Source organism: Actinomadura sp. NPDC000929 (genome assembly GCF_040492065.1).
In the GTDB taxonomy this organism is placed as follows: Bacteria; Actinomycetota; Actinomycetes; order Streptosporangiales; family Streptosporangiaceae; genus Spirillospora; species Spirillospora verrucosospora.
The window spans coordinates 47140-60652 of sequence record NZ_JBEUPA010000035.1 but is presented as its reverse complement, the minus strand read 5'-3'; the positions used below and the strand labels follow the sequence as shown (position 1 = coordinate 60652).

Sequence of the window (13513 nt, the reverse complement as noted above, 5' to 3'; positions counted from 1 at the left end):
TTGGTGGGGGACGACGTGGCCGGGGCGCGTACGGGCCTGGCCGCCGGGGTGCGCGATGTGGCCGGGCCCACCGTCCTCAGCGGGGCCCCCGCGCCCGAGGCCGCCGCGGTGGCGGACGAGATCGCGGCGCTGACCGCCCGGCTCACCGCCGAGCGCCGCGGCGCCCCGCCGTTCGTCACGCCCGGCGAGCGCCGCATGGACCGCCAGATCGCCAACCCCGTCACCGGACCGCTCAACCCCTTCGCGCCGCCCATCAGCCTGGAGGTGACCTCGGACGGCGTCGTCCGGGGCGAGTTCACGCTCGGCGCCGTCTACGAGGGCCCGCCCTCGTACGTGCACGGCGGCGTCTCCGCGATGGTCCTCGACCAGGCGCTCGGCATGGCGGCGGCCGCCACCGGCACGCCCGGCATGACCGCCACCCTGGAGACGCGCTACAGGCGCCCCACCCCGCTCGGCGTCCCGCTCCAGGTGGAGGCGAAGGCGAGCCGCGTGGAGGGGCGCAAGGTCCACGCGTCCGGGACAATCAGCGCACCGGACGGGCTGGTCACGGTCGAGGCGACCGGGATGTTCATCATGCCGCAGCGGTTCGTCACGTCGGAGTACTGACCGCCGCGCGCTCCTCCACAGGGGCGGGCAGCAGCGCGAGCGCGCCCAGCGTCAGCACCGAGGCCACGATCATGCTGATCGAGATCGCCTGCCAGCCGTAGTCGTGCAGCAGCCACGTCGCGAGCAGCGGCGCGGGGCCGCCCGCGAACACCGAGGCGAGCTGGTACCCGATGCCCGCCCCGCCGTAGCGCAGCCGCGTCGGGAACGTCGAGGCGATCAGCGACGCCTGCGGCCCGTACTGCACGGCGTGCGGGATCTGCGCCACCACCACCGCGACGATGACCAGCGCCGCGACCTCGGTGTTGAGGAGCGCGAAGTACGGGAACGCGAACAGCGCCACGCAGATCGAGCCGGCCGCGTACACCCGCCGCGGTCCGATGCGGTCGCCGAGGTGCCCGGCGGCCGGGATCGTGACGAGCTCCAGCGCGGCCGCCGCCGTCACCGCGCTCAGCGCGAGCCCCTGCGCCATGCCGAGGTGCTTGTGCACGTAGGTGAGCGCGAACGAGGTGAACAGGTAGAACGGCATCTGCTCCGAGCAGCGCAGCAGCGCGCTCAGGAGGATCTCCCGGGGGTGCCGCTTGACGACCTCGACGACCGGGACCCGGGCGACCTCGTCGCGCTTGACGACCTCGGCGAACAGCGGCGTCTCCATCACCCGGATCCGCACCCACAGCCCGATCCCGACGAGGACCAGGCTGAACAGGAACGGGACGCGCCACGCCCAGTTCCGGAACGCCTCGTCCGCCGACAGCGCGATGGCGGTCATCATGCCGGTGCCGAGGATGAGCCCGATCGGGACGCCGAGCTGCGGCAGGCTCGCCATCAGCCCCCGCCGCCTCTGGTCGCCCCATTCCATCGACAGCAGCACCGAGCCGCTCCACTCGCCGCCGACCGCGACGCCCTGCAGGATCCGCAGCGCCACGAGCAGCACGGGCGCGGCCCAGCCGATGGTCTCGGTGCCCGGCAGCACGCCGATCAGCGCGCTCGACACGCCCATCAGCACCAGCGTGACGATCAGCGTCGCCTTCCGGCCGAGCCGGTCGCCCCAGTGTCCGAAGATCGCCGCGCCCACCGGGCGGGCCGCGAAGCCCACCGCGTACGTCGCGAACGCCGACAGCGTGCCCGCGTAGTCGCTCGACGCGGGGAAGAAGACGTCCTTGAAGACGATCGCCGCGGCGGTGTTGTAGAGGAAGAAGTCGTACCACTCGATGGAGGTGCCGATCACGCTCGCGGCGGCGGCCTTGCGGACCTGCGCGCGGCGCTCCTCGGCGTCCGCCGCGCCGGCGCGCCCGGCCTCTCCGGGATCCAGAACCATGGGAGCCGTTGACCTTTCCGACCGCCCCCGCCGGTCCCAGCGATTTGACCCACTGTTTCCCGCTGGGTTCGCCGCCGAAACCGTGGCGGCGCGAAACGGTCGACAATCGGTTGGTTGCCCGCTCAGTACTCGTAGACCTTGACCGTCGGGGCGTGCTCGTACCAGGACGCGATGACCGACGAGGTGCGCTTGTCGGAGAGGAAGTCGACCCGCAGCCAGCCCTCGGTCTGCGTCACGCGCGTCTCGTAGCCGGGGTTCGGCGTGGCCGACACCAGCCGCACCCGGTCCTTCTCGATCGACATCGCGGCGCTCCCGCCGCGCGTCGCGTAGCTGCGCACGTGGTCGGTCGGCTTGGCGGGCGAGCCGCCGCCGCTTGGCCTGACGGGAGGCGCCTTCGGGGTCCTGGACGGCGCGGGCCCCTCGTCCTGGCCGGTCGGCGGGCTCGACCGGGCGGTGGGCGACCCGGCGGCGGTCGGCCCCGGGGGCTGGGACGGGCTGGAATGGATCACCGGCCCGGCGATCGGCGGCGGCGCCGACCGGTCCGACACCGCGCTGCGCACGACGCCGCGCACGCCGAGCCAGGAGAGCGCCACCGCGAGCGCGGTCACCCCGGCCCACGGGGCAACATACGACATCGCGCGACGCATGGGCACATGGTGGCATACGGTTCCGCCATGGCGAGTGTGTTGGTGGTCGAGGACGACGCGAACGTCCGGACCGCCTTGATCAGGGAGCTGAGCGCCCGGTCGCACGTCGTGCGCAGCGTCGGGACCGCGATGGACGCGCTGCGCGAGGTCACGCAGTCCCCGCCCGACGTCGTGGTGCTCGACCTCGGGCTGCCCGACCTCGACGGTGCGGAGGTGCTGAAGATGCTGCGCGGCATCTCCGACGTGCCCGTCATCATCGCGACCGCGCGCGACGACGAGCCCGAGATCGTCCGGCTGCTCAACGCGGGCGCCGACGACTACCTCATCAAGCCGTTCTCCATCGAGCACCTCAGCGCCCGGCTCGCCGCGGTGCTGCGCAGGTCGGCGCGGTCCGGGCCCACCGCGGAGCTCAGCGTGGGCGGCCTGCACATCGACCTCGACCGCCGGGAGGCGCGGCTGGACGGCAAGCCGCTGGAGCTGACCCGCCGCGAGTTCGACCTGCTGGCCTACCTCGCCGCGCGCCCCGGCCGGGTCGTCGCGCGGCGCGAGCTGCTCGCCGAGGTGTGGCGGCAGGCCTACGGCGACGACCAGACCATCGACGTCCACCTGTCCTGGCTGCGCCGCAAGCTCGGCGAGACCGCCGCCGCCCCCCGCTACCTGCACACGGTCCGGGGCGTGGGGGTCCGCCTGGCGGACCCGCGCGCATGAGGCGGACGCTCGTCCTGGTGTCGCTCGCCGTCACCTCGATGGTCGCGCTGGCGTTCCTGATCCCGCTCGCCCTCACCGTCCGGGAGATCGCCCGCGACCGCGCGCTGACCACCGCGGAGCGGCAGGCCAGCGCGCTCGGCCCCGTCCTCGTCGTCACCGAGGACCCGGCCGCCCTCGAACGCGCCGTCGCGAGCACCCAGGCGGGCGCCGCCGGGCGGATGACCGTCCACATGCCGGACGGCGGCCTCGTCCCGAAGAACCCCCGCGAGGACGAGGGCGCCCGTCCCGAGCAGCTCACCGAGGCCGGGCGGCGCGGCCGCTCCTACACCGCCCGCGTGGACGGCGGGTACGCGCTCCTCCAGCCGGTGTCGCTGGACGCGGGCCGCACCGCCGTCGTCGAGGTGTTCCTGCCCGACGAGGACCTGTCGCGCGGCGTGTGGAAGGCGTGGCTCGTCATGACCACGGTCGCCGCCGCGCTCGTCGCCGGGTCCGTCGCCGTCGCCGACCGGCTGGGCGCCCGCATGATCCGCTCCACCCGCCGCCTGGCCGAGGCCGCGGGCGCGTTCGGCGACGGCGAGCTGTCTGTGCGGATCGAGCCGGACGGGCCGCCCGAACTGGTCGAGGCGGGGCTGGCGTTCAACGCGATGGCCGACCACGTCGTCCAGCTGCTGTCGGCCGAGCGGGAGATGGCGGCCGACCTGTCGCACCGGCTCCGCACCCCCCTCGCCGCGCTCCGGCTCAACGTGGAGTCGCTCGGGAACGGGCACGTCGCCGAGCAGACCCGCGAGGCCGTCGACCGGCTCGAACGCGAGGTCGACCAGATCATCCGGACCGTCCGGCGGCCCACCGGCCGGGGCAGCTGCGACGCCTCCAAGGTCCTGCGCGACCGGGTCGCGTTCTGGTCCGTCCTCGCCGAGGACGAGGGGCGCTCCTGCGAGCTGATCGGCGCCGAGGGCCCAGCACCGCTGCCGGTCCCCGGCACCGAGCTGGCCGCCGCCGTGGACGCGCTGCTCGGCAACATCTTCCGGCACACGGCCGAGGGCACCGGCTTCGTCGTCACCCTCCACCAGGGGCAGGGCGTCACCGGCATCCTCGTCGCCGACGGCGGTCCCGGCATCGCCGACCCGGACGCGGCGCTGAAGCGGGGCAGCAGCGGCGGCGGCTCCACCGGCCTCGGCCTGGACATCGCCCGCCGCGCCGCCGAGGCGACCGGCGGCTACCTGCGCATCCACCGCAGCGTCCTCGGCGGGGCCCAGGTGCAGATGTGGTTCCGCACGAAGTGGCTGCCCCCGGCCCGCCGCTCCCGCCGCCTCGTCCGCCGCCGCCACTCCCGCACCAAACGCCCGGCCTAGCGGGCTAGTCGTCCTCGCGGACGTGGTCGCCGGTCGCGCCGTCGAGCATTTCGCGGACGATGTCCATGTGCCCGGCGTGCCGCGCCGTCTCCTCGACCATGTGGATCAGCACCCATCGCAGGGTCACGGTCGCGCCGTGCCACGCGGTGCCCCGGTCTTCGAGGGCCACCTCCTCGATGACCTTGTCGGACGCGGCGCGCGCCCGCCCGTAGAAGGCGACGACGCTCTCGATGGTCTCGCCGGGCTCGATCCTGAGGTCGGCCTCCGGGTCGTCGTCCCGGAACGGGAGCGGCTCGGTCTCCCGTCCGAACGTCTCGCAGAACCAGTTGTACTCGACGGCGCCCAGGTGCTTGGTAAGGCCGAGCAGGCTCGTCCCGGACGGCGTCATCGGACGCCGCGCCTGCTCCTCGTCCAGGCCGTTCAACTTCCACAGGACCACGTCTCGATGCCTGTCGAGAGCGGCCTTCAGGCTTTCCTTCTCACCACCGGTGTACGGCACTTCTTCCATGCGGGGACGCTACCAGCGCGACGGGACCGGGCCGGCGTCCGTGGACGCCGGCCCGGAAGGGGCGCGCTCAGCAGTTGGAGTACTTGACGTACCACTTGCCGCGGACGGCCCCGTCGTCGGCGCCGAGCATGTAGTCGGCGATCCACTGGGTGGAGTTGAGCCGGACCCACAGGTACCCGTCCCTGCGCTGGATGGAGTCCCAGTCGGTCCGCACCTTGGACCCCTTCGCCAGGACTCCGACCTTCGCGTAGCCGAGGCCCGGCCCGGTCCGGACGTTGAGCCCGTCCGCCGGGAGGACGACCCCGTCGCAGAGGCGAACGCGCTGCTCGTCCCGGACGAGGAGCCGGTGCATCGCCGCGGCGGCGCCCTCCGGCCCGACCTCGATGGCGCCCGGACCGTGCCCTTCCTCCTCCTGCGGAGGATCGGACTGGACCGCGGCCGACCCGTCCAGGCCCGGTGCCGGCGGCGGAGCGGCCCCGGCGACCGCCCCGGTGCCCAGTGCACCGCCGACGAGCGTCGTGGCGACCAGGACCACACCGAGCTTGGTACCTACGTGCATCTCTACCTCCCGAGTGAGGTGACGGACTTACAACCTCATGTTACTCATAGTCATCGTACGAGTGCAGAGAGTTGTGCAGACACTTCTTTGTGACGCGTAAAGGGTCGAGATCCGCATGCCTTTACTGCCGCCCCGAAGGGCACTCCCGACGAATCGATGGCTGAGCGCGGCAGATGCGGCCGGTCACCACCCCGCCGGCTCGGCGTCGCCGGGCGCTCGCCACCCGCGTGACGCCGCCGAAGACTCGCAGCATGGTCGCGCGCCTGAGACAGGAGTCGGGCGGGGGTGCGCCACCGGCCGCGGCCGATAGGGACGCGCCCCCACGGCCGAGGCGACCAACGAGCAGCGCCAGAACCCTGCGGCTGATCCGAGCCGAGACCTCCCACGTCCGGTGGATCTCAAGATTGGTCGGTAGCAGGGGCGCCCACCGATCCGTCACCGAGCCGCCCAGCCGGAGACTTGCGCTTCCTCATGCGTCCGACACAGTAGTGTCCACGGGGAGTTTGACTCCCCGATCAGAAAAACAAAAAAATAGCAAAGGACAAAAGAGATGAGTAAGACCAAGGACGATATGGCCGGAGACGACGCTGAGCAGCAGGGTCGCGAAGGCAAGGGCAACCGGGAAGGGGCCGAGGCCGGAGGAACCACCCAAGGTGGGTCCAACGGAAAAGGCCACTAGTTAGGTCGGTTGGGCCTGATGCGGTGAACCGCATCAGGCCCAACCGATCTTTGTTTCTGGCCTTCGAGGTTGGCGGTAGAGAGCAGGCCCCACATGGCCAGCACGATGAGCTGCCACCTGTGGTCGGAAACCTAGGGCCGGGCCGGCATGGCCGCGATCCAGCAGTGCAGGGGGCCGGCTGTTCGTTTAACAAGCTGGGGTGACGGGGGGTGGTGTCGGTCGAAGGATGTAGCTGGATCTCCTTAATCGGCAGGAGGTTCGGCGCGCCGGGCCTGACTAGCGTTTCTTGAGATTCGGAACGCTGTTCGCCCGCGGTCGGAAGGATTGCTCATGGCCCCTGCTCACAAGACGCTCCTCACTGGTTCGATCACATTCGTGGCAGGGCTGGCGCTTTGGCTGTCGGGCCTTGATGAGAAGATCGTCATCATCACGCCGTCCAAGGTCGGGGTAGTCCTGATGATCTTGGGTGGATTGGAGACCTTGTACGGGGTCTACATGAGTGTGCGCACCGACCGCGCAGCGCGCGGCTAAGAGCCTGCTCCAAAAGCCAATGCGGAGGTCGCGCGGCGGCTGGTGCTGGCGCAGGGCTGGCTCACCTAGGGCGGCGAGTGGGTCGGGCTTCAGCCGGTCCACGTCCAGCGGCGCGGTCACAACATCAGGGCCGTATCCAGGCCCGTGGCGGTCGGCGGCTGCTGCCCGTCGGGGTGTGCGGTGCGGATCGCGGTGCTCGCGTTGGCGACTGCGTCCACCGTCCGGCGGGGGCGAGCCCCCAGGGGCACCACCGAACTTCTAGGGCCTGTCCAATAGATCTTGGTGTCTGCGAAGCCGCGGGATCGGGGCCACCGTCCCCGAAGGCGCCGGCCAGCAGGCCGGACGCGCCCGCCACGGCTCGCGCGGCGGACGCCCCCCGGTCTTCGACCCGGGCCTCTAGCGGCGCCGCAATGTAATCACTGCCGGAGAAAAGATCATCTGCGGCCACTCCTCTCCTGAAGCCCGTATCCGGCGGGGGCGATTCCAAAGGCCAGTGTCTACGGAGGAGCGTGCGGCCGACCTACGGGCCGAGATCGCTACATCACTGAACGTGTTCATGACAGCCTCATAGGCTTGACCGCGACCTAGGACGTTCCGGAATCCGGACGGACGCATGCCGAACGAACCTGCGCGCCGCTCTACTGGAGCAGGGCCTGACAATCGCCGCGCTCGCCGGGTCCCTCGACGTGGACCCAAAATCGGTAGAACGGTGGATCATCAAGGACCGCACCCCCTCCTGGCGGCATCGCAGCGCAGCGACCTCCCGCTCGCGTGGACAGAACATACGTGTCCAGCAGCGCGCCACACCTATGCCGGGGGACCGGGCCATGAGCCCCAAGATCGACTACTGCAACTCTTATGGAGGTTCCGGTGGAGGCTCGACTTTCCTTGGAATCCGCCGACCCGATCCCGGACTTGGAGTCACTTGCGGATTGGCTCCGAGGTGAATCAGAGTTTCATGGAAGGGTAACGGTCCATTCAGGAGCCCCAGAGGACGGCCAACTGGGGACGGTGCCCCAGGCTCTGGTCGTGGCACTGGGCTCCGGAGGGGCCGTCTCGGTTCTGGTGGCCACTCTGAGAAGCTGGCTCTCGCTGCCGCGGCGCTCAAGTGTCAAGATCAAGGTGCTGGGCAAAGATGGGGCTGAGATCGAGGTGGATGCCAAGAACATTCGGGAAAAGCGAGTCGAGGCGCTGGTCGACGAAGTGCTCAATCGAGAGTCCGAATAGTATGCGCCTGCCGGACCCCCAGCGCTCGCGCGTGATTCTGATGGGCACAAGCGAATACAATGACGAAGCGATTCCGGACCTGCTCGCGGCTGAGACCTCCTTGCGTGATCTCAGTATCTTGCTGTCAGACCCCACATTCGGGATAGTCCCCGAGGAGAACTGCATCACCCTTCTCAACGAAGGGGATATCCGCCTGCTGGGCAGGAGGCTGCGGTCGGCGATATCAGAGGCAGAGGATCTGCTCTTGGTGTATTTCGCCGGCCATGGACTGATCGGCGGTAAGCGTCACGAGCTCTATCTTGGCCTGCCCGACAGTGAATGGAACGAGCCCGAATTCACTTCGCTGGAGTTCGAAAAACTGCGCAGTGCGGTACTCAACAGTCATGCGACGACCAAAGTAATCATACTCGACTGCTGTTTCTCGGGACGAGTCATCTCGGAGACGATGGCTGATCCGATCGCGTCCGTCGTCGGTCAACTCGATGTCGACGGCACGTACGTGCTCACGTCCGCTCAGCGCGATCAGGTCGCACTGGTCCTTCCCGGTGAAGAGCACACCGCTTTCACCGGGAGGCTGATGAAGCTACTGCGGGAGGGTGTTCCTGAAGGCCCGCAACTTCTCTCCATAGAGGACATCTACCGCCATCTTCTGGTGGTCATGCAGGCTCAGGGGCTGCCGCAGCCGCAGAAGCGGGGCACGCGTACCGCTGATCTGATAGCCCTCGCCCGCAACCGTGCCGTCGTGAGCCGCACCGCGTCCTCCTTGCGGTCTCGCTATCTCATGGCGGTTGATCATGGTGAACGCGGGGATTGGCCTCGCGTAAGGGATCTCCTGGAAGATGTGTGCGCCGCACAGGAGGATCTTCTCGGGGAGAACCATCCGGACTTCTTGAGGAGTTGTCAACTTCTCGCACACAGCATAGGGGCCCTGGGCGACCCCCGACAGGCGGCCGTAGAACTCCACTATCTGCTCGCCAGGCAGATATCGATTCTTGGTGACGAACACGCAGATGTACTGCAGTCGCGTCAGTATCTTGCGCTCAACATCGGCGAAGCCGGTTATCGCGGTGACGCAGTCAAGATGTTGCGCGTCCTGCTGCCGATGCGCCGACGTATCTTGGGAGCTCATGACAGCGCGACATTGCGTACGTGTCACCTTCTGGCGCGGAACCTGGCGGCCATCGGAGAAGTAGAGGAAGCCGAGGCGCTGTTGCGAGAGGTCGTCGAACGGCGAGAACAGACACTGGGTGCCCACCATCCACATACTGAGAGGGCGAAGCGTGATCTGAGTCGACTCTAGAGCGAAATGTCGGATCGCGCGAAACTGCCATGAGCACCGAGCAGGAACTCCAGGGCCAGGATGTTGCAGTTTTGAACTGCTCATTCTGCGGAAAAAGTCAAACGCAGGTCCGCAAACTCATCGCGGGCCCCGGTGTGTATATTTGCGATGAGTGCATCGAGCTCTGCAACGAGATAATAACCGAAGAGCATGAATTTGATCCTGAAAATTACCTTCCTCCTCCTTATGAGCCATGCGCGATGGGAGAAGAGGATGTATACGTCTGGACGATGAGCTGAGTGCGGCTCCCCTACGCCGCGCTCGCGAGCCCATGCCGCGGTGCCCTTATAGGCGGACCCAAGTCCGCGGGCGTGCGGGGTCCATGTGGGGACGTCTCGCCCGACGAAGCGTCCAGGCGAGCGTGGTGGCGGTGATTTCTAGGGCCATGGGGGGCGCCCTCCTCCCTTCTGAGAGGGGAGACACAGGAGCCAGCGTCAGTCGGTGCGGTTCGACGGTGCTGGACGGGCCCGGACTGGTCCGTGGGCTCCTTTCCTTGTTTTCGCAGGTGAGCGGCTCCGTGGCCGACTTCCCCGGACACCCCCGGACGGGCCCTGAATAAGCCTGACTCAGGGGTTCCCTAAGTGAGGCCCAGGGCTGGATTCTGCGTCGATCCAGTTGGGGGAGGGGCGCCTTTGCGTCCGATGTCTTGGGGAGCCAGGTCGGGAGCACGCTCGTCCCTACGCGGACTTGGTCTTGTGGGTGAAGATGTCGTTCATGTGCTCAGCGCCGTCGCGGATCTCGGGCTTGAGTTGGTGGCGGTAGACGGTTTCGGTGATCTTCGTGCTGGAGTGCCCCACCAGGATGCTGATCTTCTCTATGGGGACGTCGTGGTCGCTCATGAGGGACACGAACGTGTGCCGTAGCTCGCGTGGGCACCACTCGGCGGGGTTGAGCTTCGCCGCTGTGAGCACCCTGCGGAACCGGTGCCGGACGTGTTGCGCGGTGTAGGGACGCCCGTCCTCGTGGCAGAACACGAGATCGTTGTCCTGGTACGTCTCGCCGGCCTTGAGCTTCTCGGCCGCCTGCCTCGTCTTGTGGCTGCGGAGCACGTCCACACCCATGTCTGCGATGCCGAGCCCGCGTCGGCTGAGCGCCGTCTTGGTCTCGCCCTTGTGCCGGTCGGCTCGCAGGACGTAGACGGTCGCCTTGTCCAGGTCGACGTCGCTCCACTTGAGGGTGCGGAGTTCCTCCGTTCGAAGCCCTGAGACGATCGCCAGGACGACGTATGCGCCGAACCGGTGCTTCGGCTTGCTCGCCTCTTCGAGCAGCGTGCTCGCTTGCACCAGGCTGAGCGAGCGCGACTTTCGGGCGGGCTTGCCGTCCGGGGTGTCCACCAGTTCGGCGACGTTCCGGCCGATGCGGTCATGGCGCGCCGCCCTGCGGATCGAGCGCTTGAGGATGCTGTGGACGATGCCGAGCGAGGACGAGGTGAGGTATTCGGCTCTGCCGTTGAGCCACGTCTCGACGTCGTCGGCTGTGAGTTCCTTGAGGCGCGTCCGTCCGATGAACGGGATGAGCTGGTGAACGGCGAGTGACCGGTAGACCTCGTTGGTCTTCGGCGACTTGCCGGACTTGGCGAACGCGGCGAGGAACTCCTCTACCGCGTCCCGGACGTAGTAGTTGCGGTCCGTCTTGACGCCCTTGCTCAGCTCTTCGACGGCCTCTTTGAGCTTGTCCTTGACCTCTGTCTTGGTGCGCCCCTTCCTCTTGAGCCGCTTGCGCTTGCCGTCCGGGCCGAAGCCGAGCGAGAGCGCGCCGGTGTACCCGTCGCCCTCCTCGTAGATCGACCCCTCGTACTTGCCGACCAGGATCTTTGCCAACGGATCCCTCCTCGTATCGATCGAGGTCACCACCGACCATAACTCAAGACGTCCCAAGACGTCCCTAGGTTGGGAGGCCCGTTCTGCGGGCGAGGTCCGGCCGGGCCTCCCGTGTGGGTGTCAGCGCTTGGCCTCTTCGAGGGAGGGCTCTTCCAGGGAGGTGACGAACTCGGCGAGGTGCCGGTCAGTGATGCGGCGCAGCTTGCCGATCTTGATGCTGCGGAGTTGGCCGGTGCGGATCAGGAAGTAGACCTTGTCCCGTCCGATGCTGAGGATCTCGGCCACTTGCTCGACGGTGTACGCCTGCAGGGGACACCACCTCCTCTCACCCGGGCTTTCGTCCCGGGGCCGTGCGCGGATGTGGGTGGGGACCATCTCCTCGGTTGCGGTGTGTGATCGTCTCTCGTCTCGTCTCATGGACGTCTCAGCCGCCCATACGTGCAGACGCGCACGCGAGACGAGACGTTGAGACGATTACCGGGTGTGATCGGACGCCTTGTAGCGGCCTCGTCCGACTTGGACGGCGTGGCCGGCCTTCACCAGCTCAGCGAGGCGCCGGTAGAGGGTGGGACGGCTCAGCCCGGTGAGCATCAGAAGATGGGCGATCGGGAGGCCCTCCTCGGGCGCGCCGTCCAGGGCCTCCCTCAGCGCTGTCTCCGCGCGGTCTTCGCGGGACGGCGCTACGAGGGTGGACGGCTCGGAAGCGGGCGCCTTGTGTGCCTCGTCCAGCGCGCGCAGAGAGACCTCGTCCAGCGTCGGACGGATGGACGCGTGGCGCTCTGCTGTCTTGGCCACGGCGGCATCGCTGAGCAGGTAGGCGCGGCCTCGCCGAGGTGTGTCGTGTTCGGGTGCGGAGAGCAGGAACTTGCCAGGGGCGTTGAGGGTGTGGGCGTGCCATCCGGCGCTGAGCATCCCTTGCCCGAGGATGAGATCGACGTCCTTGCGCTCACGAACGCGGAAGCTCACGCGGACGTCCATCTGTGACCGGACGGCCCCCTTGCCCATGGCCTTCTGCGTGGGCCGCTGTGTGGCCGCGATGAGCGTCACGGCGACGGCGCGCCCCCGCCGCGCGATCGAGTCCGTGTCGCTCGCGGCGTCGGGAGCGTCATCGGCGAGCTCGGCGTACTCGTCCACCACGATGACAAGCGCGGGATGTTCCGGCGTCGGATCCCACACGCGCCTCCCGTTGGCCGTGAGCCATTCGGCGCGAGCCTCCAGGACGGTGACGGCGTCGCGCAGCATGGCGCGGGCTTGCTCCGGAGTGGTGGCGAGCCGATTGATGCAGGACGCCCACGGCTGGAGTTCCATCCCCCGCTTGAGGTCGACGGCCCAGATAACGACGTCTCGGCATGCGCTGAGGTTGCCCATCAGGACGTTGATGCCGCCGCTCTTCCCGGAGCCGGCCACGCCCCCGAAGAGCCCGTGTCGCCGCAGCAGCAGCACACGCGCGCCGGTCGCGTCCTCGAACGGGGCGAGGTCGATCGGTTCGGTAATGGAGGAGACGGACGGTCCCGGCCACGGGATCGCATCGGCGTGCGGGTCCCTGTCGAGCACCCGCAACTCGAACCGGTTGGCCTTGCCGTCGCGGGTCGGTGCGACGCGCACAGCGCCCCGGAACGTCCCGAGCGCCGACTCGATAGCCGGAACCTTGGCGATGACGTCCTGGATCGTCTGGCCGCGTGCCAGGGCGAACCGTGCGCGCCATCCCCACACGTCCACCACCGCGGATTGCGCGCGTGATCCGGCGAGGCCGACGTCCTTCGCGATTTCCGGCCACGCGGCTATCTGCCGATCGACTCGGACTCTGGCGCGCCGCCTCCGGTGCGCCCACCACGGCATCGCGAGCGCGATTGCGCCCCCGGCGAGCATCACAGGAAGCGGCGGGACTGTGGGCCCGAGTGCAGTGGCCGCAGACAGCCAGCCACCCGCGCCAATCACGACGCCAGCGGCATACAGCCGCTCGATACGCGGCGAGAGGCCCAACCTTTCGCCGAACATGGCGAGAGCCCACGCCGCCAAGCCAGCAAGGGCCAACAGCCACGGCCACCACTCCGGATGCGTGAGATGTAGGACCGCGCCCCCTACGGCGAGCGCGGCCACCAGGTAGACCGGCCCCAGTTCGGACCGGTACCGCCAAAGGGCCCGCGCGAGGAGCACGGCGGCCACGTCCGGGAACTGGTCGTCACGGTCGATGATCACCATGGGCTGCAACCCACTGCGCC

14 protein-coding genes and 1 pseudogene are annotated in these 13513 nt (G+C 68.7%); 8 read left to right on the top strand and 7 right to left on the bottom strand.

Going from position 1 to position 13513, the window contains the following annotated elements; translation table 11 throughout:
- A partial coding sequence (locus ABWI04_RS15820; RefSeq protein WP_353832868.1) for a PaaI family thioesterase occupies nucleotides 1-606 on the top strand: 606 nt, incomplete at its 5' end.
- Here the strand turns inward: ABWI04_RS15820 and ABWI04_RS15815 are convergent.
- Nucleotides 590-1921 carry an MFS transporter gene (locus ABWI04_RS15815; protein WP_353832867.1) on the bottom strand — a complete coding sequence of 444 codons (1332 nt, stop codon included), beginning with the start codon at nucleotides 1919-1921 and terminating at the stop codon, nucleotides 590-592. The genes ABWI04_RS15820 and ABWI04_RS15815 overlap by 17 nt on opposite strands.
- A 122-nt stretch (nucleotides 1922-2043) precedes the next feature.
- On the bottom strand, nucleotides 2044-2568 hold the full coding sequence (locus tag ABWI04_RS15810; RefSeq protein WP_353832866.1) for a hypothetical protein: 525 nt from the start codon (nucleotides 2566-2568) through the stop codon (nucleotides 2044-2046).
- A 27-nt stretch (nucleotides 2569-2595) separates the two neighbouring features.
- On the opposite strand from ABWI04_RS15810, the gene ABWI04_RS15805 reads away from it, so the two are divergent.
- Nucleotides 2596-3276: a response regulator transcription factor gene (locus tag ABWI04_RS15805; protein ID WP_345175127.1), complete on the top strand. Its 681-nt coding sequence runs from the start codon at nucleotides 2596-2598 to the stop codon at nucleotides 3274-3276.
- Complete coding sequence (locus ABWI04_RS15800; protein ID WP_345175128.1) at nucleotides 3273-4628, top strand: sensor histidine kinase; 1356 nt, start codon at nucleotides 3273-3275, stop codon at nucleotides 4626-4628. Before ABWI04_RS15805 ends, ABWI04_RS15800 begins: the two co-directional genes overlap by 4 nt.
- Before the next feature lie 4 nt (nucleotides 4629-4632).
- Here ABWI04_RS15800 and ABWI04_RS15795 read toward each other — a convergent pair whose 3' ends face one another.
- Together ABWI04_RS15795 and ABWI04_RS15790 are read right to left on the bottom strand one after the other, a co-directional pair.
- Nucleotides 4633-5136, bottom strand: coding sequence for a DinB family protein (locus ABWI04_RS15795; protein ID WP_345175129.1), 504 nt, complete (start codon nucleotides 5134-5136; stop codon nucleotides 4633-4635).
- Nucleotides 5137-5203: 67 nt separating this feature from the next.
- Nucleotides 5204-5695, bottom strand: a complete 492-nt coding sequence (locus ABWI04_RS15790) for an SH3 domain-containing protein (protein ID WP_345175131.1) — start codon at nucleotides 5693-5695, stop codon at nucleotides 5204-5206.
- 550 nt (nucleotides 5696-6245) lie between these two features.
- Here ABWI04_RS15790 and ABWI04_RS15785 point away from each other — a divergent pair.
- From ABWI04_RS15785 to ABWI04_RS15765, 5 genes and pseudogenes are all read left to right on the top strand, one after another.
- Nucleotides 6246-6374 (top strand): hypothetical protein, encoded by a 129-nt coding sequence (locus ABWI04_RS15785; RefSeq protein ID WP_353832865.1) that lies wholly within the window; start codon nucleotides 6246-6248, stop codon nucleotides 6372-6374.
- A gap of 330 nt (nucleotides 6375-6704) precedes the next feature.
- Nucleotides 6705-6905, top strand: a complete 201-nt coding sequence (locus ABWI04_RS15780; RefSeq protein WP_345175133.1) for a DUF5708 family protein — start codon at nucleotides 6705-6707, stop codon at nucleotides 6903-6905.
- An 858-nt stretch (nucleotides 6906-7763) separates the two neighbouring features.
- Nucleotides 7764-8132 carry an effector-associated constant component EACC1 gene (locus ABWI04_RS15775; protein WP_353832864.1) on the top strand — a complete coding sequence of 123 codons (369 nt, stop codon included), beginning with the start codon at nucleotides 7764-7766 and terminating at the stop codon, nucleotides 8130-8132.
- A gap of 1 nt (nucleotide 8133) precedes the next feature.
- Nucleotides 8134-9432, top strand: a complete 1299-nt coding sequence (locus tag ABWI04_RS15770; RefSeq protein WP_353832863.1) for a caspase, EACC1-associated type — start codon at nucleotides 8134-8136, stop codon at nucleotides 9430-9432.
- Nucleotides 9433-9461: 29 nt separating this feature from the next.
- A pseudogene (locus tag ABWI04_RS15765) lies at nucleotides 9462-9620 on the top strand (ClpX C4-type zinc finger protein); the annotation flags it as partial.
- 528 nt (nucleotides 9621-10148) lie between these two features.
- On the opposite strand, the gene ABWI04_RS15760 reads toward ABWI04_RS15765, so the two are convergent.
- From ABWI04_RS15760 to ABWI04_RS15750, 3 genes are all read right to left on the bottom strand, one after another.
- Nucleotides 10149-11291 carry a tyrosine-type recombinase/integrase gene (locus ABWI04_RS15760; protein ID WP_353832862.1) on the bottom strand — a complete coding sequence of 381 codons (1143 nt, stop codon included), beginning with the start codon at nucleotides 11289-11291 and terminating at the stop codon, nucleotides 10149-10151.
- A gap of 120 nt (nucleotides 11292-11411) precedes the next feature.
- Nucleotides 11412-11666, bottom strand: a complete 255-nt coding sequence (locus ABWI04_RS15755; protein WP_502913131.1) for a helix-turn-helix domain-containing protein — start codon at nucleotides 11664-11666, stop codon at nucleotides 11412-11414.
- A gap of 99 nt (nucleotides 11667-11765) precedes the next feature.
- The gene (locus ABWI04_RS15750; RefSeq protein ID WP_353832861.1) at nucleotides 11766-13493 is read right to left on the bottom strand and encodes a cell division protein FtsK; all 1728 of its coding nucleotides are present in this window, start codon (nucleotides 13491-13493) and stop codon (nucleotides 11766-11768) included.
- Nucleotides 13494-13513 lie beyond the last annotated feature (20 nt).

Coding starts and splice junctions, on each gene's coding strand:
- ABWI04_RS15815 (WP_353832867.1), bottom strand. CDS start 1,921: ATGGTTCTGGATCCCGGAGAGGCCGGGCGCGCCGGCGCGGCGGACGCC.
- ABWI04_RS15810 (WP_353832866.1), bottom strand. CDS start 2,568: ATGCGTCGCGCGATGTCGTATGTTGCCCCGTGGGCCGGGGTGACCGCG.
- ABWI04_RS15805 (WP_345175127.1), top strand. CDS start 2,596: ATGGCGAGTGTGTTGGTGGTCGAGGACGACGCGAACGTCCGGACCGCC.
- ABWI04_RS15800 (WP_345175128.1), top strand. CDS start 3,273: ATGAGGCGGACGCTCGTCCTGGTGTCGCTCGCCGTCACCTCGATGGTC.
- ABWI04_RS15795 (WP_345175129.1), bottom strand. CDS start 5,136: ATGGAAGAAGTGCCGTACACCGGTGGTGAGAAGGAAAGCCTGAAGGCC.
- ABWI04_RS15790 (WP_345175131.1), bottom strand. CDS start 5,695: ATGCACGTAGGTACCAAGCTCGGTGTGGTCCTGGTCGCCACGACGCTC.
- ABWI04_RS15785 (WP_353832865.1), top strand. CDS start 6,246: ATGAGTAAGACCAAGGACGATATGGCCGGAGACGACGCTGAGCAGCAG.
- ABWI04_RS15780 (WP_345175133.1), top strand. CDS start 6,705: ATGGCCCCTGCTCACAAGACGCTCCTCACTGGTTCGATCACATTCGTG.
- ABWI04_RS15775 (WP_353832864.1), top strand. CDS start 7,764: ATGGAGGTTCCGGTGGAGGCTCGACTTTCCTTGGAATCCGCCGACCCG.
- ABWI04_RS15770 (WP_353832863.1), top strand. CDS start 8,134: ATGCGCCTGCCGGACCCCCAGCGCTCGCGCGTGATTCTGATGGGCACA.
- ABWI04_RS15755 (WP_502913131.1), bottom strand. CDS start 11,666: ATGGTCCCCACCCACATCCGCGCACGGCCCCGGGACGAAAGCCCGGGT.
- ABWI04_RS15750 (WP_353832861.1), bottom strand. CDS start 13,493: ATGGTGATCATCGACCGTGACGACCAGTTCCCGGACGTGGCCGCCGTG.